This is a genomic window from Ferrimonas aestuarii (assembly GCF_005116665.1).
Taxonomy (GTDB): domain Bacteria; phylum Pseudomonadota; class Gammaproteobacteria; order Enterobacterales; family Shewanellaceae; genus Ferrimonas; species Ferrimonas aestuarii.
Genome location: NZ_SWCJ01000001.1, coordinates 461,461 through 488,343, shown reverse-complemented (window position 1 = coordinate 488,343; position 26,883 = coordinate 461,461). Strand labels below are relative to the sequence as shown.

Below are 26,883 nucleotides of genomic sequence, written 5' to 3'. Positions count from 1 at the left end.
TTAATCCATGAAAGCAACCTGCAGACACCATTACTCCTGCAATTGATTAATAACATTTAAAACTCATCAAAGTTTAAATGCACGATAAATAAACAATGTAAATTTCATTCGAATTTTCAACTGCTCACTTTATCGCCAAGGCGAATACTGTTCATGACGCACAGCAAATGATAACAATTATTTTTCAGTGGAAATGTTAATAAAAAAGCGCCCCGATTGGGGCGCTTTCATTTTATCGATTACTCGAGTCTGTAATTAGAATTTAACACTTACTCGACCGAAGAAGTAACGACCAATTACATCATAGGTGTATGGGTCGGTGTTAGAGTCATTATTACCTGAGTAATAAGGAGGCTCTTCATCCAACACGTTATCAACACCCGCAGAGATAGTCACGATGTCATTCACGTGGTAGCTACCAGAGATGTCGTGATAGATGATGGAGTCTACGCTCGGTGCGTAACACTTGCTGGTGTCATCCTTACAGCTGAAGGAATCCATTTCGCCGATGTAACGCATCTCGTAGTTGGCACTCCAGTCATCCGCACTGGCAGTCAGAGTAAAGTTTGTCTTGTACTCTGCATAGGCACCACTACCAGAGGTAATGTAACCTTTGTAATCCAGCACGTTGCCGTCTTGGTCACGCTCTTCATAGCTGTCTAGGATAGAAGTGTCCAAGCTTGCACGCCAATCTAGGCCCCAAGCTTCAAACGCATACGCCACGTTGATGTCGAAGCCGGAAGTCGCCGCGCCACCCAGGTTCTGCAAACCGTTGTCAAACGTAATGCGACCGGTACTGTCGATTGCGATGTTAGACGCCTGACACAGGGCCGTACCTACGTTGATCTTCTCGCCGCTAGCACCCAGACACTGGTTCGCAATGTAGTTAGAGTCTACAGAGCTAATCGCGTTAGTGATATCGATGTCATAGTAATCCACAGTCAAAGATAGGCCATCAACAAAGCTCGGCTCGTAAACCAGGCCCATGGTGTAGATGTCTGCTTCTTCTGGGGTTAGCAGTTCGTTACCACCAACGGTAACTTCCGCCTGAGTCTGATCAGTCGCAGGGTGAGTGATCTGGTCAAATGCTGGAGACGCACCGCCATACAGCTCATCGACAGTTGGGGCACGGTAAGCGGTAGATGCCACACCACGCACCATCAACTCATCGTTTACGCGCCAAGTCAGACCCACTTTCCAAGTGTAGTCATCGCCGAAGGTGCTGTAGTCGAAGTAGCGTGCAGCAGTACTCAGCTCTACGCTTTCCGCTAAGAAGGCGTCGCTCAGCAGTGGAATCAACAATTCAACGTACGCTTCATCAACGGTGAAGGAACCGCTGGTTGGCTCAACCGGTGGATCGTTCGCCAAACCTTGAGCAGTCAAAGAGTCTGGCGTGTACTTCGCCGATTCACGGCGATGTTCATAACCAGCTGCGAAGCCCAAGTAACCGGCAGGCAATTCAAACAGCTCGCCATTGATGGTAGCAGACAAAATGTCCATCTCACTGCTACCAGAGTTCAGCTCAGTGTAGATGAATGGTTCGATGCTCTCGCCCTGCCATGAGGACTGCAGGAATGGGTCAAACTCTTTGTTTTTAACCGCTTCGTTGATTGCACCGATATTATGCAGGTTAGCCAAGGTATCGGTAGAGTCATTACGGCCTTTGGTGTAGGCAACATCCCAACCCCAACCGTTGTCAAACTCGCCTTCAAGACCCAACACTACGCGAACGGTATCAACGGTCTGGTTGAATACACGGTTACCGGTGTCGCTCATGCGACGACCGTAACTTACTTTCTCACCTGGCTGAACCCACGGCAGCAAGTCATCGGTCATCCAACCACCTTCGCTGATTGGATCATATTCCCAACCGCTGGTGCTCCAGATTGGCTGTGGTGCCATCTGCTGCTCAGACCAACGCTTGGTATACATGGTTTCGGCAAAGAAAGTGGTTGACTCAGTCAACTCGTAAGTACCGTTCATGGTCAAGTTGATACGCTCCATTGGCGTAAACAGGTAGCTTGACGCTGAGTAGTTGTACTTATCTTCATTGGTGAAGTCGTGATATTCACCACCGCGGCCACTCAGATCCGCTTCTGACATGCCTTCGTGGTATTTGAATACTGGGATTTGATTACCATCGTCATCCAGAACAGGCTCGCCAGCATCATCCAACTTAGCAACATAGGAGCCGTAGTGGCCTGAATCACCAATGGCGTAAGCGCCTTCTGGGCCGCTGCCGACGATACCGTGGTTAGAATCACCCCATATATGACCGCCCTCGGCATAGGAGCTACCGCCGCAATATGGCGCACTGCCATCGCCAGCTTCGTTCAGAGGACAATTACTAAAGCCTCGGTCCGCCTGAGACGCTTCGCCACGGTTGGTGTACTGAACACCCATGACCAAGTGACCTTTGTCGAATGCGGTACCTAAGGTAAAGTCGATGCTGGTTACCTCGGCATCGCCTTCGCCAGAAATGCCCTGTTGAAGATTCATTTCGAAACCTTCGAAATCACGCTTCAAAATAACGTTAACTACGCCGGCTACCGCATCGGTACCATAAACAGCAGACGCGCCGTCCTTCAGTACTTCAACACGCTCAACCATGGAAACAGGGATGGTGTTCAAATCAACGGTAGAAGCCGCACCAGTACCGGATGCGATCATACGACGACCGTTTACCAGTACCAAAGTACGTTGAGATCCTAGACCACGAAGGTTGACACGAGTGTTACCGCCAGAGCCGTTGTTAATGCCTGGGTTGGTCATCGCACCACCTGCAGAAGTCAATGTCTGCAGTACGGAATCAATAGTGGTTGCGCCAGTGGCGGCAATAGAGGAAGCGTCAATAATAGTAACTGGGCTTGAACCTTCCATGTCAGAACGCTTAATTCGTGAACCGGTCACCTCAATGCGTTCTACACTTTCACCTTCTTCTGCGATTGCTGGCATGCTGGTAACAACAGTGGCACCGGCCGCCGCTAACAGCGAACTCGTAACAGCCTTACTTACAGCAGTCTTAAAAGTCATCATATCCTCCCTAATGACTGAGTCCTTTATAATTGTTGATGTTGTTTTAATATTTGTTGGCCAATGGTTATCCATTTGGTTGTATTTGATGCTGCCCATTGGATTGCGGTTAGTCAACGCCGCAAATGTTTACTTATCGTTACTCCAAAAACATATTTTTAACATATGAAATGTAAGCAAAGATAAAAACATCGATTCACGGCATTAAACGCAATTTTTTCCCAATAAGGCCAAAATTTAATTTACATTTTCGCAACAAAATAAATTTAAAAATTTGTGAGCAAATCACGTTGACATGGCTGGAATAGCTCAAAACGGCGTCAATTTAGTGGCAGGCAAAATGGCATCTTTTAACAAATAAAACACATAAGGCATCACAATCCACTGCCTAAACACTGGGAAATAGTGATCATGATCAGCCATTAAAGGAATCAAAGAAATCTCTATCTGAAATTTGAGTCAAAAGTGACTAAGAACAACAATGGAATGAATAGAAGTGTGAAAGTACGTGCAAACAGCGAATAAACTCGCAGTTATATTTTGAAAATAAAAAGGCCTTGCATTGCTGCAAGGCCTTTCTGTTTTTATCGACTTAGGGGGCGGTTAGAAACGAACGTTCACACCAGCGAAGAAGGTACGACCGATGGTCTCATACACTTCTGGTACCGTACCTGCATCGTTACCAGAGGACACTTCGCGAGGGTCTTCATCGGTTAGGTTACGTACACCGAAGGTGGTTGATACCTGATCATTGACAAAGTAAGTCGCTGACACGTTGTGATAAGTGATGGAATCTACCTTGTCACCGCTGTTGATCTCATCCATCTCACCCAAGTAGCGGGCAGAGTAAAGAACAGAGAAGTTATCGCTGCTGGCCGTCACTGAGAAGTTGTTCTTCACTTCCGCGTAGCCACCAAACATGCCGCCAATGGTTCCGGTGTAGTCAACGCCATCCTGCTCGAATTTCAGCAGATAGGTCAGGTCGTTGTTGATCTTCCAATCCCAGCCTAGGGCTTCAAAGCCGTAGTTAGCGTTAAAGTCCAGACCATCGGTGTCCTGATAGCCCACGTTGGTCAACGGGTTAGTCAGGTTCTCCAGGTTACCATCTGGAGTGATGCTAAAGGTCTCACAGGCAGTGGTATCGCCTTCATAACACGCATTCAGACCAGCTTGTACATCGAGACGAGCAATGGCGTCATCGATCTTAAAGCGCCAGTAGTCCAGAGTGAACGACAGCCCATCCACGTAACTTGGGGAGTAAACCAAACCGACGGTGAAGGAATCAGACTCTTCCGCTTTCAGATTTTCGTCTGAGGTATAGTTAACCAAGATCTGTGGGTCCAGTTCGTTGCCCCATGGATCATCCAGGTAATCGTATGAACCGGAATTACCACCATACAGCTCGCTCACGTTTGGCGCACGGAAGCCGGTAGCAATCACACTTCGCAGCATCAAGTCATCGGTTGGTTCCCAAGTCAGGCCAACTTTCCAAGTAGTGGCACCGCCAAAGGTGTTGTACTCGTCGTAACGCAGCGCGAACTCCGCGGTCACCGTTTCACTAAAGGGTACGGAAACCTCTTGGTAGATGGAGATTACATCGTAATTGCCATCGGTCGGATCTTGCTGAGCCGCGGTACCTTCACCGGCAATGATCACAGGATCTGGATTATAGAAGCCGCTTTCATAGCGATATTCCGCGCCCAGCGCGAAGGCCACTGCGCCGCCGGAGACATCAAATAGCTCACCGCTGATTACACCAGCCAAAGTGTGTTGGTCGTTACCACCATCGGTAGTCTCTTTGTAGCTTACATCGCCAACGTAGCCAGCGATATCGTCAGGGTTACCAGAGAACCAATCGTCTGGATTAGCGTAGATGGAATCAGCCATCTTCACGGCATTGATGGAGTTATCTACCCAGGTATCGGCACGGTTACGGCCATAGGTGTAAGACACTTCCCAATCCATACCCTGGTTGATGTCTGCGTAACCAGCTAATGCAGCCGACAGACGCATGGTGTCGGTTTCCTGACTGTAGATACGAGGACCGGCTTCAACCATACGACGACGGTAGTTCACACGACCGGTATCGTCAGCTTCGATACCCGCAGCAATCATTTCGTCAGTCAGTGTCAAACACTTCTCAGGATCCGCGCCCTGCTCGCCGCAAACGTCCAACATTAAGTTGGCTGGCTGTGATGCCATCTGCTGCTCGGACTCACGACGGGTATACAGGAAATCGGCACTGAATTCGGTGTCATCATCAATCTGGTGAGTCAGATTGGTAAACAAGCTGTACTTGGTGCTTGGCGTCTGCAGATAGGAATCATCGGTATAGTCATAACCAGTTTCACGAGGTTTCCAACCACCGTTGCCATCTGGAACCATGCCGCCCAAAGAACCACCCGGAATGAAGGAGCTGCTACCTGGTGGAATCCAATCACGATCAGACTGCTTAACCGTACCGCGATCGGTATAAGAGAAACCAAGGGTATAGTTGGTATCATCAAAAGACTTACCGTACAGAGCGGAGATTTCGATGTTTTCACCGTCAGACTCACCGGTGATGCCACCGTTCACGTCCAGCTGGAAACCTTCGAAGTCTTTCTTGGTGATGATGTTTACTACCCCAGCAATGGCATCAGAACCATATACTGCGGATGCGCCATCTTTCAGTACTTCAATACGCTGAATCATCGCAACTGGGATGGCGTTCAGATCCACAGCAGAGTCAGCGCCAGAGCCTGAGTTCACCATACGGCGACCATTCAGCAGCACCAAAGTGCGGTTTGCACCCATACCTCGTAGGTCTACCTGGGCCACACCATCTGCACCATTGTTGGTGGTAGAGCCAACTGCCATACCCGCCATCGATGGCTGAGACTGAAGCACCTGATCCACAGAGGTGTAACCTTCGGCTTTAATACTTGCAGAATCGATAACAGAAACTGGCGATGCCGTTTCCATATCTTGACGTTGGATACGGGAACCCGTTACTTGGATGCGCTCAACATCCGCCCCCTCTTCTGCCATCGCAACATTAACCATGGCTGCTGGTGACACCGCACCAGCGATCAATCCGAATCTTACGGCTTTCGCCAACAACGTCTGATTCTTCATCCCTAACTCCCTCACTGCTTCTTATATTTTTATTTGGCCTTTCTCATCAACACCATGTTGAATTGGCTTGCATCGATACTGTTAAACAATCAGGTGAATAGCAATGCGCGATATGTTGCACTGGCAGCAGGCAAGATTTAAGAGAATGTTGCTAAATAGATATGCAAACTGAAAGCAAGCTTATTGAAGATGGGCAAAATACAAACAAAGCAGCAGCATCATCTGGATAATTGCGCTTTATACAGAGAATTTACCTCCCAAGAATGGTTAACAACATGTACAACCACAAAAGCAATAACTGTGACATGCATCACAAATAAAATAATAAAAAGGGGGACTCACGCTCCCCTTTTTGATTTTTTTGAGGCTTGCTACAAAGTTTCAACCCAGTGGTGAATTTTTTGCTCCAATACCGCCATGGGAAGTGAACCTGAAGTCAACACTTGATTATGGAATGCTTTAATATCAAATCGATCTCCAAGCTCCTTTTCTGCATATTTACGCAGCTCAAGTATTTTTAGCTGGCCTACTTTATAGGACAGCGCCTGGCCAGGGATAGCCATGTAACGCTCAACTTCTGCGGTAACATCAGATTCCGCCATTGGGCTATTATCCAGCATATACTGAATCGCTTGTTCGCGGCTCCAGCCTTTAGCGTGCAAGCCGGTATCGACCACCAAGCGCATAGCTCGAAGCATCTCATCCGATAGCTTGCCGAAGTACTGGTATGGATCTGTGAACAGCCTCATCTCCATACCTAGGTATTCAGCATATAGCGCCCATCCCTCTTCGAACGCATTGTAGCCTCCAAAACGTTGGAAACTTGGCACACCCTCAAGCTCCTGTTTGATGGCAATCTGAAAGTGATGCCCTGGGGCCGCTTCGTGCAGTGACAGTGTCGTCATGCCCCATTTAGGCTGAGCTTTTAGGTTATAAGTATTGATGTAGAACACACCGGGCCGGCTGCCATCTGGAGCCGGAGCGTCGTAGCTCGCCCCCGCTGCCGATTGTTCGCGAAATGGCTCTACAGGCTTAACCACGTAATCCGCCTTAGGTTCCACATCAAAATAGCCAGGCAATACCCCATCAATCTTGGTTTTAAGCGCCATATAGCCATCTATCAAGCCCTGCTTCTCTGTAAAGAAGAACTGGGGATCGGAGCCTAGATGATCAAAGAACGCCTGCAGATCACCCTCAAAGCCCACTTGCTGACGCACTTTATCCATTTCTGACAAAATACGAGCCACTTCATCCAGACCCAGTTGATGAATCTTATCCACTGGGATCTTAGTGGTGGTTTGCTGATCAGACAGGTACTGATACCAATCGGCACCATTAGGTACACCCCACAGGCCATGAGAGCCACGAGAAGCCGCTAGGTAAGTGTCGTTAAGATAGTTGTGCAACTTCGAAAAGGCGGGCATCAGAGTCTGTATGATCGCCTGTTGATAGCGCTCAGTAAGTGCTTTGGCTTGCTGCTCATCAAGACCTTTTGGCAAATTCGACAGAGGTTGGCTAAAGATAGACTCACTGGCGTCAACCACGATCTGTGATTGGATTTGAGGGATCATCCGCTCAACCAAAACCCTAGGCAGAACCACTTTGGATTTAATGCCCTCGTCCATACGCATAATGGCCAGATCAACCCATTCCGAAAAGCCTTGCATGCGACCGATAAAGTTGTCGTAATCCTGAACGGTCACAAACGGCTGAGCCGACTCACCACTTCCCAACTGGACTAAAGTGAATACTTGGCTATAAAACTGATTTAAAGGCAGCCAGCGGAACGGAAAAGTCTCCTCCTCTAAGGCCATATCCACCTCATAGCTAATCACTTCAAAGCCAATTTGATGCTGGGGTGGTAACTTACTGACGTCAATCTTAGCGAGATCAGACTTCATCTTACTGTTTAGATTATGACGCCCTTCCAGGTAGGCTTCACTCAGTTCGAAGTCAAACTTTCCATTGAGATCGGTATGGCCAACGTAAGTGGACATCACCGGATGCAGGGCCAAATTGTCGTTAAAATAGGCTTCAACCAACGCCAAGTATTGTTGCTCAACAGTCTGTTGGCTCGTTGTAGTTGATGCAACTTGGCTTTGCTGGGCTGATTTCGGCGCGGATTGCGACTCAGGCTGACTGCAACCTGCGATGGAGAATGCTACGGCGATCGCCGTGGCTACACTTGCCACTCTCATGGGGGCTCCTTGTTAATATTCTAAATTTGTCCCTAATGTAAAAAGGCCCCTTGCGGGGCCTTTCAAATTAGATAGAGACGTTCTTCCGCTTGGCGGTGTCTTTTATGTAACCGAGCCAGCTTGACGCTGCCTTGGCCGTCTTCTTATCTTTGGTTGCGGCTTCACACGCTTTGTAGGCTGCCTTAAACTCATCGTTGTAGAAGTAGGCTTGGGCCAGAATCATCTGGATCTGCCCTTTACTCTTAACGCCTTTTGCTTGAAGGGCCTTCTTACCCGCGGCTTGCGCAGATTTAAACTGCTGAATCTCAAGCAGCAGTGCCGCTTGTTTTGCAAAGTGCTTAGATTCATTGCTAAGTTCAGCGGCTTCGCCGTAGTACTTAGCGGCAAGTTTAATCTCTTTAGCTTGGTGGTAAGTGTTAGCCAGCATAGACAGAGATTGTTCATCCTTTTCGACCAAGCCATCCTTCAGGTATTTCTCCTGAATTTGAGCAGATTTAAAAGGGATGCCATTCTGGGCAAGCAACTGAGCCAACATTTTAAACTCAGCTGGTTTTTCCAGAAGCCCTTGGCGATGGGCAACGTCCGCGGTGTACAGTGCCTTTTGGTAGTCTTCGCTCAGAAGATACATTTGCGACAACTGAACCCACAGGCGACCTTCACTAGGGAATAGCTCAACCATCTGCTCCACAACTTTCGCCGCTTTCTTATACTGCTTGGTCTCTACATAAGAGCCCATCTTCAGAATATAAGCGTTTTTGTTGGGAGTCTCTTCCAAGGCGATGGCTTTGTCAGCTAGAGGAATCACGTCCATGTACTGTTTGAGCTCAAAATTAGCTTGGCCCATACGCAGATAAACGTTTTTATCCTCTTTACAGCTAAATGCCATCCATTTGGAATACATGTCCAAAGCGGGTTTGTATTGCTTTTCCTGCATGTACAGGTCAGCCAACAAACGCAAGGAAGCGGCGTGGTCAGTACCACCTAGCACATCGGCGTCAACGGCCAATTTAATGTGCTTCAAAGCGGTGCTAACTTTGCCATCGATGCCCGCATAAAGGTTACCGATAAAGCGGTTTACATAGGCTTTATCGAATTCCTTTTTCGGTTCAATCTCCAGCAACATCGCCAGCGCTTCATTTACTTGATCCGCACTGTAAAGTTCGAAAGCCTTGCCAACCTTCTTACCTACACGCTCGGACATCACCTTAGTTTTGCGCTTATCAATCTCGCACTTCTCTACTGCAAATGCGGTAGAGCTAATGCCTGAGGTCAATACTGCCAGCAATAAAGCAGGCACAAATTTGCGTTTGATTTGCATAAAATGCCTCCTTTAGCCGTTTTGCTTATCTAAAGTGAAGTCCAGACGAACGGTAATACCAGGTTGTTTCACCGGCTTACCCTCTACGATCTTAGGCTTATATTTCCACTTACGAAGTGCGCGCTTAGCTTCTTTGTCGAACAGACGCTTAGGCTGAGCTTCAATCACCACAATGTCTTCTGGTTGACCCAGTTCATTAATGGTGAACTTCATCACTACGTAACCTTCCTTACCTTCACGTAGGGCTTTCATTGGCCACTTAGGATCCATACGAACGATGGGGGTCGCGTCGCCGTCACGCATCATGGCGTTACCCACGTCACCCATGCCTGCGTTCACACCACCAAGGTCAACCGAAGGAACACTGATGGATACGGCATCAGAAACATCATTGGTTTCTGGCTGCAGATCCACTGGCTCTGGCGGCTTTTCTGGCGGCTTAGGCGGCTTAGGCTTAGGCCGGTCTTTATTCTGCGCTTTCGCGTCTTGGCGATCCATCACAAGCTCAATAGGCGGAATGTCGAGTTTGTTGGCGGCGCGCTTGGCGCCACCGTCGATCAAAAACGCCATAAAAGAGAACAGAGCGAAGGTCACCGCCGCGCCAAGAATTAGGGCTAACAGTGATCTAAGCATAATTACCCTTCCTTAGCTGCAACGGAGATGGTGTTGATACCGGCGGCTTTCACCTGGTCCATCACCTTCACCACGATGCCGTGCTTGGCCGCTTTGTCAGCCTGAATCATTACCGATGCTTCTGGAGATTCAGCCAACATGCGCTCCACGTTTGCACGTACGCGTTGGATATCTACTTCGCGGTTCTCCATGTATACGAGACCCGCTTCGTTAATGCCGATAAAGATGTTAGCCGATGGCTTTTTGCTGGCCTGTTGGGCCTTTGGACGGTTTACATCGATACCTGACTCTTTAACGAACGACGTGGTTACGATAAAGAAGATCAGCATGATGAAAACGATGTCCAACATCGGTGTCATATCGACTTCTGCGCCGTCAGCGGCGCTTGCATGCTTTTTGCGTGCCATACAAAAACTCTCTCTAGTGGTGTGACAAACTATCTTGCAGTTTCTCAGCAGACACTTTCAGCTTGGCATTCAAGCGAGTGCTGAAAAATACCCCTGAAAGGGCTGCTACCATGCCCGACATAGTCGGAATAGTTGCCATTGAGATACCACCTGCCATCAAACGAGGGTTACCAGTACCCTGCACCGCCATTACCTCAAATACTGCGATCATACCGGTAACCGTACCCAGTAGACCCAGCATAGGACAAATCGCGACCAGTGCATTAATAATCCCCATTCGAGCAGTTAACTGTCCTTTGGCCTGGGAAAGCCATGCTTCACGGATTCGGTGAGCATGCCATGAGGTTTTATCCTCACGAGCGTGCCACTTCTCTACTACCGCTTTGCGCTCTTTAGGGAACACGAAGTTGAGGTAGAGGTAACGTTCTAGCATCAGTACCCACATCAAAAAGAGTGAAATTGCTACGAGCCAGAGAACGTCACCGCCGGTTGCCATGAAGCCCCTGACAGATTCCCAGAGTTCTATCAGGTAAAGCATAATTACTTACCTCTTGCTTCAGCGTGCGCTGCTACAATACCTGCGCTTTGCTCTTCAAGTACGTCAACTACGGAGCGGGCGCGGCCAGCTACCAGAGCGTGTACCAGAATCAGAGGCAGAGCAGCAATCAGACCAAGAACAGTTGTTACCAGAGCCATAGAGATACCGCCGGCCATGATTTGTGGGTCGCCAGTACCAAATAGGGTGATGTTTTCGAAGGTCTTAATCATACCGGTTACGGTACCCAGCAGACCCAGCATTGGTGCAATTGCAGCCAGTACTTTAATCAGCGGGATGCCGCGCTCGATCTTAGGAGTTTCTTTCAGAATCGCTTCGTCGATCTTCAGCTCCAGAGTTTCCACGTCAACGTTTTTGTTGTCGGTGTAAACTTTCAGGATGCGACCCAAGGCGTTGTTGCCAGGGTTATCCACGTTCTTCATCTGAGAGCGAATCTGAGCAGAAGAGATGGTCAGAGCAATTACTTTCCACAGAGCGATCAACAGACCGAAGCCCAGTAGAGCGGTAATGATGTAACCAACGGTATCACCTTGGTGATACTTCTCCATCAGAGAAGCTTTCTGAGTGTAAACCTGTAGCAGAGCACCTTTTGATGGATCAACGAAGGTGTCAGTGAACTCACCAGCGCCTGCGCCCAGGAAGTTCTTAACAGTAGCTACCTTGAAGCCTTCAGGCTGCTTAGGCAGCTGCAGGATGGTACCGGTTTCTGCGTTGTAGCTCAGGTATTCACCTTCGCTCAGCAGAGTAAAGGAACCTACACGGGTCACTTTCTGCTCTGCAACGTTACCGTTGGAGTCGGTTACTGGTGCGGTGAAGGAAACTACCTTACCGGACTCAGTCATTTCAGTTTGCAGGGCAATCCACAGCTCTTCCAACTCTTTGATGGTTGGCAGCTCTTTGGCTTGCGCCAGCTTAAACATAACGTCTTCGCGGCCTGGGTATTGAGCGCTGATAAGAGACGCGTCAATCAAACCCGCGGTATCGTTAGATACCTGACGTACCACACCAAACATCTCACCCAAGTCTGCAATCGCAGTCTGCAGGTCAACGTTCAGTTGGTTAATGTTTTGCTCGTTATCGGAGAAACGACGAGACAAGTCTTCGCCACGTTTCTTCTCAGCAGCCAGCTGAGACTTTGCTTTTTTCAGCAGGGCGGCTTTGTCAGCACGCTCTGAAGAGAACTCAGCTTCACGAGCTTTGTTCAGCTTGCCGTCAGATTTACGTTCGGTCTTAACTTGGTTAAGCAGTTGGTCCAAAGAAACCGCTTTCGCCGATTCTTGAGCAATGGCGCCGCCACTGATGGACAGGGCTGCAGCAACCAGAGCGGTAGAGATTAACTTTTTCATTATTCTGCTCCCTCCGCAGTCTGAACAGGCAGTTTCAACAGATCCGGTGCGGCCTGCTTACGAGCCATTTTGATGGCACCAGCTACGCTACGCATAGACTCATCAGGCAGTGCTTTCCAAGAGCGGTTAGCATTGTCCCAAACCCATGCACTCTTCTGGTCCAGAGACTGAGCCAAGAAGATAACGCGACCTAAGTGGAAGTAATCCACAGTGATCTCTTTGCCGTCCAGATTCAGCTTACCTTCATAAGCAGCCATCTTGTTGCCGTATTCGTTTTCGATCTGGTATGCATCCAGAACCAAACGGAATTTTTCAGCGGTGGAGACTTCAGACTCACCCATAACTTCTTTCAGACGAGCAACACGTGCACGACGCTCTTCTAGCTGGAACGGTACGTCCAACTCGACGAACTGGTCGATGGTGTCGATCATCTTAAAGGTTAGAGGAATAACGCCTTGGCGAGTTTTGTCGATGCCAGCGATCTGCTCTTTCAAAGAGGCAATATCAGCTTCCTGATCGGCAACCAAGCCAGCAACGTAGTCGTTGTAGGACTTGTGAGTTTCATACTCATCAACCACCAGACGGTAGTCGAACAGCATGTCTTGAGCCTGATCGTACAGCTTATTGATCTTCTGCTGAGATTTCACAGCATCTTGTTGAATATTTGCATCAGCCTTTTGAATGCTCTCTAAAGAGGTAGCATTGGCGACGCTTGTACCTGCGAATGCGAAAGCAAAGGCAGTTGCTAGTGCGGTTCTTTTACTAATCACGGACATAGTTCCCAACCAGTCTTGTTGTGAGTGTGCGGCTCTAAACGTCGTTTCCGAGACGTTTGCATTTATATGCAGCGTTGCGCCAGAGCCAGTCCTACTTATTGGTCTATTTATTTATATCCCTTGCAGCCTTCACCTTTCTATAGGTGGACGCCTCAGCATCTTTCCACAGTTAGCCGAGGTGTGTCAACACTGTTATTGTTCGCAGAATGTCATAACTATTATATAAAGAATGATAACCTCTCGAAATTGACGCCTAGGCTAGTTTTAAATCGAAAATCTCAGCTCACGCGACCACCACAGGCAGCATCAAAGGGCAATTCAAGCACCGAAATAAGATTAAAAAACTAAAAGTGCCAGTAAAAACAGAACCTAGATCAAGCTAAAAGCGCCAAAGACGACATTCTTTAAGATTAAATAGGAATAGGTGATTATTGTTAATTTTTTAAATGGTAGGAGAAAGGGGTTGCTGAAACGAACAGGCTAGGCTTTTCATCCAAAACACGTCCATTGAGGTAGGATGAATTTCCTATAACCAATGGCCCTACAACTTGTGATCCACTTCTTTTCGTCCGACTAGACCCGAACCTAGCCAGACGACAGTAGTCTACCTATCATTTGTTACAAGCACATTACTTACCCACTGGGCGAATATTATCTTGACGGCGCCTAAGCGCTGATTGCGATGATTCAAGGGCAGTCTGCCTTTCAGCGGCGGTAGTACAAACCCTTTTCACGATTTTAGAGCCAACATGGGTTTCCATCTTGCATTCAAAACCGGAGTCATCCTGAGCTAATTCTACGCCGTCCTCTGCGTCTGGGTCGGATTGAGCACTGTCTTGGCCAGACTTCTGTACCGCACAGCCAGTCAAAAATAGTGACAAAATTAGCCATTTATACATATCGAATCTCCTTATTCGGTAATAAAAAAAGAACCTGCAAAACTGGGTTCGCAGGTTCTTTTATGCTCATTGACTATAGATCTTTTATGCCGACAGGGCGATTAGAAGTCTAAAGTCACGCTAGCAAACAATCGACGACCGATGGTGTCGTAGGTACCAGGTGCGGTATTGGCGTTGAAGCCGCTGTGATAGCGAGGCGCTTCTTCGTCAAACAAGTTATAGATACCCAGGTTGAAACGCGCATTGGCGTATGAGTAACTCGCACTCAAGTCGTTATAGAACACAGAGTCTGCGATGTTGTCATCGGTAGTCGTCGCAGGACGCAGTGCATCAGTGGTTTCATCAATGTAGCGAACATCCCACGCCGCATTCCAGTCTTCACCGGAGAAGCTAAATGAGGTAGTTGCCTTAAACTCTGGGTAAACTTCGAACGGGTACGCTTTGCCAATCATCTCGCGAGTCAGGCCCAGCTCGGTCCAAGTCTCTTTGCGAGAGTTGTAGTAAGTACCACTGAAGCGCACGCCGAAGGAGTTAACAAAGCCCCAATCCACGTCGGTCAGGTAATCAACTTCTAAATCGAAACCATCAGTTTCCAGCTTACCTACGTTACCAAAGCTGTACGTCGCATCACCTGGCGCGCCCCAGCTGTTGTGCGGACCACTGTCTTCGATATTAAAGGCTGCACAAGAAGGCGCTGTGTAACCAACAGAATCCATACAGCTGTTGTACAACAACTGATAGTCAGTAGCACCGATCAGGTCGTCAACCTCGATGGACCAGTAGTCCAAGCTAACATTGAAGCTGTCGAAGCCAGGAATACTAACAACAACACCTAAGGTGTAAGACTCTGACTCTTCAGGCTTCAGGCCTTCTTCCGGAGCTTCGGTGGTGTACGTAGGCTGATACGCGAAGCCGAACTCACCGGTGTAAGCGTCTGCATTACAGTTAGCCAACTGAGTTGGAGTCAAGTCGCCACGAATGTCAGCGAATTCACACAATGCATCTACGGTCGGGAAGCTTGAAGATTGGTTCTGGTTCAACTCAGAGATGTTCGGAGCACGGAAACCAGTAGAGAAGTTACCACGGAACTTCACTTCTTCAATTGGGTTCCAATCGAACGCAATCTTGTAGTTGGTAGAATCGAAGCTATCGCCATTTGAAGTGGAGTAATCCGAGTAGCGAATAGCGGCTTCAAAGCTCAAGGTGTCCAGAACCGGCAAGTACGCTTCAACGTAGAACTCATCAACGGAGAAACCGCCTGACTGTGGATCGCTTGCACCACCGGTGGTCAAACCTTCTGAGCTAAATTCATCAGGAATGAATTCACCTTTCTCTTTACGGTATTCATAACCAGCAGCCCAACCAATGGCACCACCTGGTAGCTCCACCATATCGTAGGTATCGCCAGAGATGGTCGCAATCCAATGATTCAGCTCACCCCAATAGAAATCTTTCAGCGACTTCGCAGTTAGGTAGTTCAACTGCTCTGCAGTGATAGTGCCGTAGTCAGAGAATGGGTCCAATACACCAACCGCGGCACACGCTGGATCTTCCATACATGCACTTTCGTTAACAATGGTTTGCCAACGGTCTTTACGGTGCAAGTTGGTTGTGTTGTCCAGCTGCTCGTTGTAAGCGTAGGTGTAGGACACATCCCATGAAATGCTATCAGTCAGCTCACCACGGAGACCGGTCAACAGGCGATAGGTATCCGCTCGCTGGCTGTACATACGACCACCAGTTTCGGTGAAACGGCGGTTGATGTAGATACCTTGAAGATCCTTAGAATCGGCCATCGCTGCTTCATTGCTATCGGCAGAGAAGTCCACACCCCACGGGTTGGAAGCGGCATCGTTAAACGGGTTATTCGGGTTATCCCACACTAATTGGTTTGAAGGGCCTTGACCAAATGACGCATCTGGTGCCAGACGTTGGTGAGATTCACGGTGAGTGTAAAGTGCCTCAACATAAGCCTGAGTCTGATCAGCTACCTCATAAGAACCCGTCAACGCAAACTGATAACGGTCGTTTGGTGTAATCAGTGCGTTCACTGGTGCGTAGTTATACACATCAGACGGCGTAAACGGACGTACCTGACCCGTTTCTGCATCTACGATCCAGTTGCCTGAATCTGGACCACCAGCGGCAACAATGGCTGCACGCTGTGCCGCATTCAAGCGGATGGTTCGAGAGTTAGAACTACCAGAAGGCTGCGCTTCAAAGCCGGTAACATTGCCATCATCATCATAAGAGGCGATTGGCCATAACGCGTCATGAGCCCAGTCACGGTCACCTTGAAGCAATTCGTCTTGAGTGCTGTATTCCATCGCCACGTTGATGTGGCCCTTATCGCTGGCAGCACCCATCAGGATGGACAGAATCTTTTGCTTAGCATCCCAGTCTTCTGTGCCCGCACCGTAAGAAGCGCTAACACGAATACCTTCAAAGTCATCCTGAAGTACGATGTTCACAACACCAGCGATCGCATCGGTTCCGTAAATGGTTGATGCACCATCACGCAGTACATCGATACGCTTAACCATGCTCAGTGGAATTTGGTTAAGGTCAACCGCACCATCACCATTCACATCACCAATGGTACGCTTACCATTAATCAGTACCAGTGTGCGGTTAAACCCTAAACCACGTACGTCGATCTTCTTTGCACCATCGTTGCCGTTGTTGGTTGTGGCACCCAACTGGAAACCAGAGGTTGAGGGAATGAATTTCAAAAACTCGTCAACACTGGCTACACCAGACTTTTCGATATCAGAAGCATCGAAACTGGAAATAGGGCTCGATGAAGCGAATTCTGCTCGCTGAATTCGAGAACCGGTTACTTCAATTCGTTCAACGCCTTCTTCGGCGATAGCTTGTCCTGTAAAAGCGGCTGTCGTCGCTCCGACCACCAGCGCATACTTAACAGCTTTCGAAATTGTGCTGCTTTGCATTCTTATCTCCCTAGACACATCAATGTGTATTTTTTTATTTCCGTACTCAAACTAAATCCAAGTTCGAGGATGGAATTGGGTTTCCCCAATCTCATGCAAATATTAATCACAGCAAAACACTCATTGCAACCATTTAGATACAATTCGTTTACACAAAAACACCTTGACATTAACCATTAGGGGCTGGCATGGGAGATAACTGAAATTAGTGAAACAAAACTCCAAATAAAGACCCTGAATCAGGTTTTTAGCTGGATAGGAGAGATAGGGAAACCCAAGGAGCGAAACATGCTCGTAACATTTGGTGTTTTTGCATTCACAAGGGAAGTGAACGATAAGATCAAAAAAAACCCCGAGCAAAGCTCGAGGTTTCTGAAATTTTCGCTAGCTAGGAGGCGTCGCTCCTAGTACCTAATCCTTACAGGTAGTAACGCAGACCGATAGCAAAGGCGTTGTCGCTCACACCAATTGCAGAACCGGTGTCGTCGCCCATAGAGATACGGTACTCAACGAAGGTTTGCATGCGGTTGGTCAGGCTCTTCGCCACACCGAAGATGAAATCTTCTTCGCTGTACTTGCGGCCCAGTTCTTGAATCACGTCTTTAGAGTCCATGAAGCGGTAGCCCGCGTGGAAGATGTGGCCATTCTCGGTACCGTAAGCAACGGTAGACTCAAAACCTTCACCTTCACCAACGAAACGGTAGCCCGCTTCGGTGTTGTCTACTAGAGAATAAGTTGCAGCGGCGTAGAAACCTTTACCCCAAGTACCGTAAGCAACGGAGAATGCGGTGCCGTCTACAGACTCACCTTTAGCGATACCGTAAACTTCTTCGTTTACATCACCGCCGTAGTAAGCAGTTGCGAAACGGAAGTCACCAATCAGGTAAGCCAAGCTACCACCGAAGCGATCGTCAAATGCACCGTTGGTACCCTGCCACTGCAGACCGTACTCAAGAGCGCCAGCGTTGCCCAGATCGAAGCCATTGCGGTAAACCACGGCTTTATCAGCACGGCCCATACCAGATTCGCCACCATCAGCGCCGAAAGAGTAGATGCCGCCATGATCAGCGTAGAATGCGAACGGGTAATCGGTTACCACTTCCGCATCGTAGAATACGCCCCACTGCTTACCCATGGTCAGGCTACCGTAATCGTCGTGTTTAACACCAACGTAGCCCAAACGGCTCTTGAAACCGTCGCCGCTTTCAACCAGGTTTACTGCCTGTTCAACTTTACCGTAGCCGGTAAAACCGTTACCCAGTTGAGTATCAAAAGCAAGGTTAATGCGAGAAGTGCCGTCGTTAAGTTCGGCATCGCCAGACTTGTCGTCAACCATCACAGTAATGTGACCGCCAAGGGTCAGGGTGCTTTTACCGTCGTTATATAGTTCTACAGCTTGAGCCTGAGTGGCCAAGATGGCGGGGATCGCTACTGCTAAAAGTGACTTTTTCATGAGTCTTAACCTTACTTGTGTCTGATTCTTAATTGCTCCCCAATCCATCGCGAGCGGCGTTCATCCAATGAGGGCAAGGAGACTAGCAAGAAGGTGAAACAAGGGCATCGATCTAGATCACAAAAAAGTTCCGTGAATTGAATTTTTATGCCATTTACAACTTCAAATCACAAACGTTATCACTATATAGTGGCATTTTTAACAAATTAGAAACTAATTTCACTCAAACTCAAAACTAACATCCGTTTTGAAATAATAAACCGTGATTACCTTATTCATGCCTGAAATACCGCGATACAAAATGCTAGGGGTTGTTTATCTTTGGTGATGAAATTTTGGCCTCGGGCAATGGCTTTTGATTAAGGAAAATCATTGAAGGCGCAGTGGCTCAACGTCGAAGTCGTTTGACACAAAGTAGGCGCCATTAATCTGGCCTCGCAGGGCGCATTGAAACTCTTAGTTTATCGTCTGAACCACACAAATGGTTAGGTTCAGGACTCGGCAAATCAATGTATGGCTCAACAATGAGCGCAAAAGATCAACGGCCCCCGACCATTTAGCGCAACCTTATGTAAATCAGTGCACGCTATTTTCTAAAACAGCCCCAATTGTCCGTTCAGGAGCTGCTCCAGATCCATCGGTGGTTCTGTGTGGGCGACAATGGGCTCGATGATAGGACGTAATTGCTTATCCAGATAATGCTGGTAATCGATGGCGGCCGTACATGCTACCTGTGGCTGAGGCCCAGCCAAGGTCATAAAATAGCCAATTCGACTGCCACGACCGTAACGAGCGCGGCCAAGTTTGGCATTAGCCTTTTCCGCAGCGATCACATGGGGGCCTTTGGACTGATACTGTTCCAGCGGCTGGCGCAATCGCTTCTTATACAACAGCAGCTCATCACAGCCACCATCTAGCAGCAAATTCACCTGCTCTTGAATAAGCTCAGTTAGCGGCTCTCCCTTAAACCAAGCATGATACAGCCTTTGTTGGAACTGTTTCGCCAGCGGCGTCCAATCACTGCGAACCGTTTCCATCCCTTTAAAAATCAGCTGAATCTCCCCCGCCGCGGCGACTTTAGCACCAACATAACGCTTCTTAGAGCCTTGGGCTGCTCCTCGTAACGTAGGCATAAAAAAGTGTTCAAAATGAGTTTCAAACTCCAGCTCTAACACGCTGTCCAGACCATACTCTTGGCTGAGCTTACGTTGCCATTTGTCATTAATGAGCGCAGCCAGCTGAGCCCCTACCTCTCGAGCCCCTTGGCTGTCAGCGGCGTTTGCTACATGCACAAAGGTGGAGTCGGTATCGCCATAGATCACCTCATAGCCCTGCTCTTCAATCCACTGGCGAGTCAGCTTCATGATCTCATGGCCACGAAGCGTGATGGAACTGGCCAATCGAGGGTCATGAAAACGGCAGCCTTGGGCTCCAAGCACGCCATAGAAAGAGTTCATGATGATCTTAATGGCCTGCGAGAGCGGCGCATTCTGGCTGCGCTTAGCAAGCTCCCGTTGCTGCCACAAGGTTGAGATGATGGCAGGAAGGTGGTGCTGACTTCGGTGAAACTGCGCGCCGCGAAACCCATCCACACGGTCTTCATCTTGCGCTTGCTGGGCTGCCACCATGCCCATGGGGTCAATCAAAAAGCTGCGAATGATACTGGGATAAAGGGACTTAAAATCCAATACTAGAATGTGTTGGTAGCGCCCAGGCTTTGAGTCCATCACATAGCCCCCAGGGCTTGGGGCAAGATCGCTCTGCTCCAAATTTGGCGCCACATAACCACTGCGATGCAGCTCCGGCAGATACAGGTTCACAAAGGCGGCAACGGAGCCACCGAGTCTATCCGCCTCAAGTCCGGTTAGCTGGGCTCGGCTCATCATGAACTCAATGAGTTCAAGCTTCTCAAAAATGCGCCAGACCAGCTCGCAGTCTTTGAGGTTGTACTTTGCCAATGCCAACTTGTTGTGGTGAAAATTGTGTTCAATTTCCGCCATTCGATTGCTGGCATCCTCGCAGTCTTTGCCCTCCCCCAAAATTTCGTTGGCGACGTTATCCAGTGCGAAAGACTCAAACTGGTAAAACGCCGCCTTAAGCCAGTCGATGCCATCGAGCACCAGCCGCCCCTCAAGGCCAAAGCCGCGACCAGGGCCAGCCTGCTGTTGCCAAAGCGGCAGGGTGTCGCCTCGGCCGAGGCGCAATTCAATACCATTGAGCTCGGCCCGCTTTTGCAGCAACTTAAGGTCAAACCCCACCACGTTCCACCCTAAGATAAGATCGGGGTCATGCTGGCTAAACCATGCCAGCAAACTCTGGATGAGTTCTGCTTCGGTATCAACCCAAGTTATCCAATCACATTGTTGACCTTGGCCCCGCATCACCACTCGCTTATCGCTGTCGCCATACAAGCCAATGGAATAAAGCTCGCCGTCTCGGCTGCACTCAATGTCTAACGACACCCAAGAGAGAGTGGGATGAAAATCATGGGCTCGAAGCTGATAATTGCCATCGGGTTGCCGACGCCACTGGGCACCACCACGGATGCGGCGCTCAATCAGATAACGATCGCAGGGGCGAATGTCTGCCTCAAGCAGCGGACGGCCTCGCTCTTGACAGTATTGCTGCACTTGTTGCCAAAGCTTGTCGGAATAGCAGTACAGCACCTGTAGAGGTGCATTGCTAAAACTCATCGCTTGCGCCGGCTTAAGTTGCCACTGACTGGTTGGCCAGGGTTTCAACCAGTCAAGCAGTTGCGGAGCAAACTGCGCATCCACAAATCCGGTGTAGGGCTGGCCTTTCACTTCCACCAAGGCTGGGCCGCTATCGGTGCTGAACCAATAAGTTAAGGTCAAACCGTTGGCGGCGGGGGTTTGATTTCGGCTTAATAACCAGCCATTGGGGAGAGGAGTCTGCTTCATACAGGCATTCTGAACTAAACACTGGTATTATGTACAGCTTATCGTTTTTAAGACCAGAATCCATGCTCAGTGATAAAACCAAAAAACTCACGCGCCAAGCCTACAATGGCATTGCCGAAGCGATTCCCAACTTTGCCCGGCGCAAAGAACAGAACTTTCTTATTGCTGAGATCGCCAAAACCTTAGCCGGCGAGTACCAGAAGCAGCGCCGCATTATGGTGGTGCAAGCAGGAACCGGTACCGGTAAATCTCTGGCTTACTGCTTGGGTGCCATCCCACAAGCCTTGGCCAGTGGCCGTAAGGTGTGCATCGCCACCGCGACTGTGGCGCTGCAAGAGCAGTTAATGCATAAGGATCTGCCTCTGGTTCAGCAGCACGGCGGCATGAGTTTTAAGTTTGGCTTAGCCAAAGGGCGCCAACGTTATGTGTGTCTGTCTAAGCTGGAGCTACTCAGCGGTGAAGCGGGTGAAGAGGAGGGACAACAGGCCCTGTGGGAGAAAAAACCTGCGAATGCGGATATCGCCATCTTAAAACGACTGCATCAAGCCTATCATCATGGCAAATGGAACGGCGAAGTCGACAGCGTCCCGGAACCCGTGCCTGACTATCTGTGGCAACAGATAGGCTCCGACAAACACAGCTGCAACAAGCAACTGGCCGCCCATCGGGATTGCCCATTTCACAAAAGTCGCGATGACATGGACAGTTGGGACGTGCTTATCGTCAACCACAGCCTGCTGTTGGCCGACCTAGAACTGGGGGGCGGTAAAATTCTGCCTGAACCAGATTCCATGTACTACATCATCGACGAGGCTCACCACCTGCCTCAGGTCACCCGAGACTTCTCCGCCGCCAGCGCCAACGTCAAGAGCACCAGTGACTGGCTAGGTAAGTTGGAAAAGTCAGTCCACAAACTGGCTCGGGAGCTGCGCAGCGATCGAGCTACCAACCAGGCCAGCGAACTCACAGACGATATTGAAGCAATCACCGACGGTTTAGGGCAAGTGGCGGACTTTTGTGAAGCCAATCCAAAACTGTTCGATAACCCGGAGCTGCGCCACCGATTTGAGCATGGCGAGCTGCCCGAGGTGCTTATCACTCTGTCCACCAACCTAAAAACCGCTTGCAACCAAGCGCTAAAACGCACCACTAAGCTGCAGCAAATGCTGATGGAAGCGGTGAAAGATGGCGAAATAAAAGGCTTTCAAGCGGAGCCTCTGGTGGCCGACATCGGCTTTCACATGCAGCGACTGGAAGGCTTGACTCAGCTGTGGCTGATGATGGCGAAACAAGATTCTCCCAAAGGAGCACCGCTGGCGCGCTGGATTGAACGGGTCGAATTTAACCAGCGCAGTGACTTTCACGTTAGCACCTCCCCCATCGAGATTGGCTTTATGCTGGAAGAGATGCTGTGGAGTAAGGCCGCCGGTGTAGCACTGCTGTCTGCCACCTTAATGGCACTGGGCAGTTTTGATCACTACCGCCACCAAGTGGGTCTGCGTAACGATGATGGCACCCGCTATACCGCACTGCCTTCACCGTTTGATTATCAACAAAGCGCCACCCTGTATCTGCCCAAACTGGATATCGAACCTCAAGATGATCGTTTTGGCGACATGCTGATCAAAAAAATTCCCGAACTTCTGGAGGAGGAAACCGCCACCTTAGTGCTGTTTACCTCCTATCGTCAGATGGAAGCGGTGGCAGACACCTTAAGAATGCATAAAAAGCTGCCCATACTGGTGCAAGGTGAAAAGGCACGCTCTGAGCTAATTAACGAGCACAAACAGAGAATCGACGATGGCAAGGTCTCCATCTTATTCGGTACCAGCAGCTTTTCAGAGGGTTTGGATCTTCCCGGGGAGTACCTGACCAACCTAATCATCACTCGGTTGCCGTTCGCCGTGCCTACATCACCCGTAGAGCAAGCCCACGCGGAGTACATTAAATCCAAAGGCGGTAACCCCTTTTTGCAATTGGCAGTACCCGATGCGGCCAAGAAACTGGTACAGTCCTGCGGTCGCCTACTGCGAAACGAATCTGATTATGGCCGCATTGCCATCCTCGATCGCCGCTTAGTGACCAAACGCTATGGCAGCTCTCTACTGGATTCTCTGCCCCCATACCGACGACATATTGAGTACTAAAATCTATGTTTGAGCTGGCCCTTGAGCCTAACCTCATTGCCCTGCTGGCCATTGTGGCCTTTGTTGCGGGCTTTATCGATGCCGTCGCCGGTGGCGGCGGTCTGTTGACCATTCCGGCATTATTGACCGCTGGTCTGCCTCCTCACGTGGCACTGGGCACCAACAAGTTAGCCGCCAGCTTTGGCTCAATGACCGCCAGCGTCACCTACTATCGCAAGAAGCTATTTGATCCTAAGTTTTGGTGGCAATCGCTACTGGCGACCTTCATCGGCGCCGCCGTCGGCACCCTGGCCGTGGATCAATTTTCCGCCGACTTTTTAAATAAAGCACTGCCCTTGGTGATTTTGGCCATCGCCATCTACACCCTATTGGCGCCCCAACCCAAAGACGATCACCACGGCTTGCCCCAGGTGTGCATGGGTCATCGACTAAAGCAGTGGCTGCAGGGGCTAACCCTTGGCTTTTATGACGGCTTTGCTGGGCCGGGTACCGGAGCGTTTTGGACGGTATCCTCCATGATGCTCTACCGGATGAACATCCTATTGTCATCAGGGTTGGCCCGTACCACTAACTTCGTCAGTAACGCCACTTCGCTGTTCTTCTTCATCGGCCTTGGCCATGTCAATTTCGGTATCGGCATTACCATGGGACTGTGCTTGATGCTTGGAGCCTGGATTGGCGCCCACAGCGCCATCCGTTTTGGTGGCAAGTTTATTCGACCGGTGTTTATCACCATGGTACTTTTGATTGCAGGAAAACTTGCCTGGGAAGCTTGGTCATGAAACGCACCGATCTGTTGGCACACCTGCATCAACGCTTCTTTCAATTGAAGCAACGAGTGGAAGCTTACGATCGACAACTCAACGCCGAGACCAACAAAGCACTGCAGCACCAAGCGAGATTTCATTCACAATTATTTGATTACGAAGGTGCTAGTTTGGGGCAGTGCATCGCTAAGATGCAGCACGATCTGGATAGGCTTACTCAGTTAGCCAGCCAAGATAGTCACGGACAAACCTTTGAACTGATTTGTCAGAAGTTTAGCGACCGCTATCAGGCGGTTAATCAGGCCATGGCTGCAACCGGAGTGCAGGTTTCAGGAACCAAACTGAAAAGCCGCCGCCATTATAAGGCGAAAGAGAGCCCGTATCAGTGGATTGCGCAATCGGTGATGAACAACAGCAACAGCGCCTACGCCGAGCTTAGAAAACACCAAAACTGGGCACAGCGGCTACAGCAAAAGATTGAACTTTCTGAACAAAAGTTGAATAGCCTTAATGGCCAAGAGAAAATTCAATTGCAAAATGATATTCTGGCGACTCATAAGCGTTTGGGTAAGTGTCGCCAAGCTATAACTTATATTGAAGAACGTATCGCTCGTCTAGAAAGACGGCAATATAGTAACAACAGGAGCAACAAATGAAATTAGCCTCTATCCTTGCGGCGCTCGTAGCCGGAGGCATCAGCTTTGGTTCCGTCGCTGCCGAACTAAACATCCCTCTCTCGTTTGAGTTTGTGGCGGTTAACGGTGAAGAAGTGGAATCAAACTTCTTCAGTCATAAAGATGAGCTAGAGGTTGGCCTGGGTCAGCACACCGTCGCATTGGTTTACAAAGACCTGATTGAAGAGCGTTATGGTGACGGCCACCAGAAAGTCACTTCCGCGCCATTCCTGTTGCATATCAATGTGGATGCCGACACCACCTATACCATCCGCCCTTCCGAGCGAATCACGGAAGTTAAGCAAGCCAAAGCCTTCGCCGACAAGCCTACGCTGACCATCTCTCGCGCCGACGGCAAAACCGCCGATTATCGTGTTGAGATGACCTCCATCAAGCAGGAGAGCCTGTTTGAAACCCTGACTAAAGGCGTCTCTCCAGAGCAAGAGCAGAAGATGCAGGTTATCGCTGCCACCAACCCCAATGCTGCACCAGCGGCCACCGCTGCGGTAACCACCTCAGCCGTTGCCGCATCGGCGCCGAGCAAAACCTCGGTGGATCTGAGCAACGACACTCAGCTAAACCCTAATGCCATGCTGAAATACTGGTGGCAACAAGCGGATGAGAAAACTCGTAAAGAGTTCATGAGCTGGGCCATTCAGAACATGTAAGCTTCCGTGGCGCCAGCTCAGGCTGGCGCCATTTCGGCTTATCTGATTAAAAGGAGTAAGTCATGATTGCCGACATTCGAAACTACTACGAAATTCTACTGGATCAAGAGGTCCAAGACCGTCAATTGCACCAAGCCTATTCCAAGGAGCAATTAGCGGATCTCTACTGCCTTACCCTCAACCAACTTCCCTGCCGCTACTTCAGACATCAGGTTGATCTCAGCGCCTACGCCTCCACGGATGAGTTGATCGCCATGCAGAAAAATGTCGAGCAGGCGATTGAACGCGCTCAAGGTTACATTGAAAAACATCCTCGCACTGATTAGCCTTCTGTTACTGTCTCCGCTTGGGTTTGCCCAATCCAGCAAACCCACGCCATTTTTTGCTCAATACCAAGCCACCAGTAAAGGCCTTCCCTGCGGCGGCGGCTGGCAACGGCTGTTTCAAGAAGCCCAACATTATCGACTGCAAAGCCAAGGAGATTTCTGCCTGTTTGGCGGTGAAGTCGACAGCGACGTGGTACTCCAGTGGCAGAGCACACGCTGGCAAAGCATCCGCTTTGAGGCCTCGGTAAAACGTTGGTTTCGCCACGACCAGTATCAAGGGAAAAACCCGTCAGGCACTCAGATGCTGGTGTTTAAAGAGGGGAAACTGCTGGATGACCCCGAGTTTGCTCCAGCCACCCAAGATCCCGCCACCATGATCCAAAATCTTGGGCTGGCCATCAGTGAGCAGCAGCAAGATCTGTTCACCGATTACACCTGGGGAGATGAGACCCGCCACTACCCCTTTGAATGGTTAGGCGATGACACCATCGAGTTTAATGGCAAACCCTATGCGGCCTATCACCTAAGACAAACCCACCCAAAAAAATCTCGGGTTGCCGACTTCTGGTTCGCCCCAGCATTGAACCATCAATTGATTCAAATGACCGTGCATCGCCTCGGCATCAAAGTACTTCACGTAGAGCTAACCGAGTTTTCTGCCGCCTCCCACTAAGTGACGTTATGACCACGACA

The 26,883-nt window shown here is 49.4% G+C and carries 19 protein-coding genes; 6 read left to right on the top strand and 13 right to left on the bottom strand.

The window, feature by feature from the left end:
• Positions 1 to 255: 255 nt before the first annotated feature.
• From FCL42_RS02200 to FCL42_RS02140, 13 genes are all read right to left on the bottom strand, one after another.
• Positions 256 to 3,033 carry a TonB-dependent receptor gene (locus tag FCL42_RS02200; protein WP_136861729.1) on the bottom strand — a complete coding sequence of 926 codons (2,778 nt, stop codon included), beginning with the start codon at positions 3,031 to 3,033 and terminating at the stop codon, positions 256 to 258.
• A gap of 603 nt (positions 3,034 to 3,636) precedes the next feature.
• Complete coding sequence (locus FCL42_RS02195) at positions 3,637 to 6,150, bottom strand: TonB-dependent receptor plug domain-containing protein (protein ID WP_136861728.1); 2,514 nt, start codon at positions 6,148 to 6,150, stop codon at positions 3,637 to 3,639.
• Between the two features lie 371 nt (positions 6,151 to 6,521).
• Positions 6,522 to 8,348, bottom strand: coding sequence for a DUF885 domain-containing protein (locus FCL42_RS02190; RefSeq protein ID WP_136861727.1), 1,827 nt, complete (start codon positions 8,346 to 8,348; stop codon positions 6,522 to 6,524).
• 67 nt (positions 8,349 to 8,415) lie between these two features.
• Positions 8,416 to 9,666, bottom strand: a complete 1,251-nt coding sequence (locus FCL42_RS02185) for a tetratricopeptide repeat protein (protein WP_136861726.1) — start codon at positions 9,664 to 9,666, stop codon at positions 8,416 to 8,418.
• A gap of 12 nt (positions 9,667 to 9,678) precedes the next feature.
• Complete coding sequence (locus FCL42_RS02180) at positions 9,679 to 10,299, bottom strand: energy transducer TonB (protein WP_136861725.1); 621 nt, start codon at positions 10,297 to 10,299, stop codon at positions 9,679 to 9,681.
• A 2-nt stretch (positions 10,300 to 10,301) separates the two neighbouring features.
• Complete coding sequence (locus FCL42_RS02175) at positions 10,302 to 10,706, bottom strand: ExbD/TolR family protein (RefSeq protein ID WP_136861724.1); 405 nt, start codon at positions 10,704 to 10,706, stop codon at positions 10,302 to 10,304.
• A 13-nt stretch (positions 10,707 to 10,719) separates the two neighbouring features.
• Positions 10,720 to 11,244: a MotA/TolQ/ExbB proton channel family protein gene (locus FCL42_RS02170; protein WP_136861723.1), complete on the bottom strand. Its 525-nt coding sequence runs from the start codon at positions 11,242 to 11,244 to the stop codon at positions 10,720 to 10,722.
• 2 nt (positions 11,245 to 11,246) lie between these two features.
• Complete coding sequence (locus FCL42_RS02165) at positions 11,247 to 12,608, bottom strand: MotA/TolQ/ExbB proton channel family protein (protein WP_136861722.1); 1,362 nt, start codon at positions 12,606 to 12,608, stop codon at positions 11,247 to 11,249.
• Positions 12,608 to 13,384, bottom strand: coding sequence for a DUF3450 domain-containing protein (locus FCL42_RS02160; RefSeq protein ID WP_136861721.1), 777 nt, complete (start codon positions 13,382 to 13,384; stop codon positions 12,608 to 12,610). The genes FCL42_RS02165 and FCL42_RS02160 overlap by 1 nt, the downstream gene beginning before the upstream one ends.
• Positions 13,385 to 14,013: 629 nt before the next feature.
• Positions 14,014 to 14,283: a hypothetical protein gene (locus FCL42_RS02155; protein ID WP_136861720.1), complete on the bottom strand. Its 270-nt coding sequence runs from the start codon at positions 14,281 to 14,283 to the stop codon at positions 14,014 to 14,016.
• Between the two features lie 101 nt (positions 14,284 to 14,384).
• Positions 14,385 to 17,234: a TonB-dependent receptor plug domain-containing protein gene (locus FCL42_RS02150; protein ID WP_136861719.1), complete on the bottom strand. Its 2,850-nt coding sequence runs from the start codon at positions 17,232 to 17,234 to the stop codon at positions 14,385 to 14,387.
• Positions 17,235 to 17,652: 418 nt separating this feature from the next.
• Positions 17,653 to 18,687: a porin gene (locus FCL42_RS02145; RefSeq protein WP_169308253.1), complete on the bottom strand. Its 1,035-nt coding sequence runs from the start codon at positions 18,685 to 18,687 to the stop codon at positions 17,653 to 17,655.
• Positions 18,688 to 19,280: 593 nt separating this feature from the next.
• Entirely contained in the window at positions 19,281 to 21,608 is a 2,328-nt protein-coding gene (locus FCL42_RS02140; protein WP_136861717.1) for a DNA polymerase II, read from the bottom strand.
• A 62-nt stretch (positions 21,609 to 21,670) separates the two neighbouring features.
• Between FCL42_RS02140 and dinG the strand changes: the two genes are divergently transcribed.
• From dinG to FCL42_RS02110, 6 genes are all read left to right on the top strand, one after another.
• A complete protein-coding gene (dinG, locus tag FCL42_RS02135) occupies positions 21,671 to 23,755 on the top strand; it encodes an ATP-dependent DNA helicase DinG (RefSeq protein ID WP_136861716.1) in 2,085 nt (694 codons plus the stop codon).
• A 5-nt stretch (positions 23,756 to 23,760) separates the two neighbouring features.
• A complete protein-coding gene (locus FCL42_RS02130) occupies positions 23,761 to 24,537 on the top strand; it encodes a TSUP family transporter (protein ID WP_136861715.1) in 777 nt (258 codons plus the stop codon).
• Entirely contained in the window at positions 24,534 to 25,178 is a 645-nt protein-coding gene (gene priC / locus FCL42_RS02125; protein ID WP_136861714.1) for a primosomal replication protein, read from the top strand. Before FCL42_RS02130 ends, priC begins: the two co-directional genes overlap by 4 nt.
• Positions 25,175 to 25,864, top strand: a complete 690-nt coding sequence (locus FCL42_RS02120; RefSeq protein WP_136861713.1) for a YccT family protein — start codon at positions 25,175 to 25,177, stop codon at positions 25,862 to 25,864. The genes priC and FCL42_RS02120 overlap by 4 nt, the downstream gene beginning before the upstream one ends.
• A 62-nt stretch (positions 25,865 to 25,926) precedes the next feature.
• On the top strand, positions 25,927 to 26,190 hold the full coding sequence (locus FCL42_RS02115; protein WP_136861712.1) for a late competence development ComFB family protein: 264 nt from the start codon (positions 25,927 to 25,929) through the stop codon (positions 26,188 to 26,190).
• Positions 26,165 to 26,863 carry a DUF3108 domain-containing protein gene (locus FCL42_RS02110; RefSeq protein ID WP_169308252.1) on the top strand — a complete coding sequence of 233 codons (699 nt, stop codon included), beginning with the start codon at positions 26,165 to 26,167 and terminating at the stop codon, positions 26,861 to 26,863. Before FCL42_RS02115 ends, FCL42_RS02110 begins: the two co-directional genes overlap by 26 nt.
• Positions 26,864 to 26,883: the final 20 nt, after the last annotated feature.

What these genes read in the sequence shown, in the direction of transcription:
- FCL42_RS02200 (WP_136861729.1), bottom strand. Translation starts at nt 3,033, where the DNA reads ATGACTTTTAAGACTGCTGTAAGTAAGGCTGTTACGAGTTCGCTGTTA.
- FCL42_RS02195 (WP_136861728.1), bottom strand. Translation starts at nt 6,150, where the DNA reads ATGAAGAATCAGACGTTGTTGGCGAAAGCCGTAAGATTCGGATTGATC.
- FCL42_RS02190 (WP_136861727.1), bottom strand. Translation starts at nt 8,348, where the DNA reads ATGAGAGTGGCAAGTGTAGCCACGGCGATCGCCGTAGCATTCTCCATC.
- FCL42_RS02185 (WP_136861726.1), bottom strand. Translation starts at nt 9,666, where the DNA reads ATGCAAATCAAACGCAAATTTGTGCCTGCTTTATTGCTGGCAGTATTG.
- FCL42_RS02180 (WP_136861725.1), bottom strand. Translation starts at nt 10,299, where the DNA reads ATGCTTAGATCACTGTTAGCCCTAATTCTTGGCGCGGCGGTGACCTTC.
- FCL42_RS02175 (WP_136861724.1), bottom strand. Translation starts at nt 10,706, where the DNA reads ATGGCACGCAAAAAGCATGCAAGCGCCGCTGACGGCGCAGAAGTCGAT.
- FCL42_RS02170 (WP_136861723.1), bottom strand. Translation starts at nt 11,244, where the DNA reads ATGCTTTACCTGATAGAACTCTGGGAATCTGTCAGGGGCTTCATGGCA.
- FCL42_RS02165 (WP_136861722.1), bottom strand. Translation starts at nt 12,608, where the DNA reads ATGAAAAAGTTAATCTCTACCGCTCTGGTTGCTGCAGCCCTGTCCATC.
- FCL42_RS02160 (WP_136861721.1), bottom strand. Translation starts at nt 13,384, where the DNA reads ATGTCCGTGATTAGTAAAAGAACCGCACTAGCAACTGCCTTTGCTTTC.
- FCL42_RS02155 (WP_136861720.1), bottom strand. Translation starts at nt 14,283, where the DNA reads ATGTATAAATGGCTAATTTTGTCACTATTTTTGACTGGCTGTGCGGTA.
- FCL42_RS02150 (WP_136861719.1), bottom strand. Translation starts at nt 17,234, where the DNA reads ATGCAAAGCAGCACAATTTCGAAAGCTGTTAAGTATGCGCTGGTGGTC.
- FCL42_RS02145 (WP_169308253.1), bottom strand. Translation starts at nt 18,687, where the DNA reads ATGAAAAAGTCACTTTTAGCAGTAGCGATCCCCGCCATCTTGGCCACT.
- FCL42_RS02140 (WP_136861717.1), bottom strand. Translation starts at nt 21,608, where the DNA reads ATGAAGCAGACTCCTCTCCCCAATGGCTGGTTATTAAGCCGAAATCAA.
- dinG (WP_136861716.1), top strand. Translation starts at nt 21,671, where the DNA reads ATGCTCAGTGATAAAACCAAAAAACTCACGCGCCAAGCCTACAATGGC.
- FCL42_RS02130 (WP_136861715.1), top strand. Translation starts at nt 23,761, where the DNA reads ATGTTTGAGCTGGCCCTTGAGCCTAACCTCATTGCCCTGCTGGCCATT.
- priC (WP_136861714.1), top strand. Translation starts at nt 24,534, where the DNA reads ATGAAACGCACCGATCTGTTGGCACACCTGCATCAACGCTTCTTTCAA.
- FCL42_RS02120 (WP_136861713.1), top strand. Translation starts at nt 25,175, where the DNA reads ATGAAATTAGCCTCTATCCTTGCGGCGCTCGTAGCCGGAGGCATCAGC.
- FCL42_RS02115 (WP_136861712.1), top strand. Translation starts at nt 25,927, where the DNA reads ATGATTGCCGACATTCGAAACTACTACGAAATTCTACTGGATCAAGAG.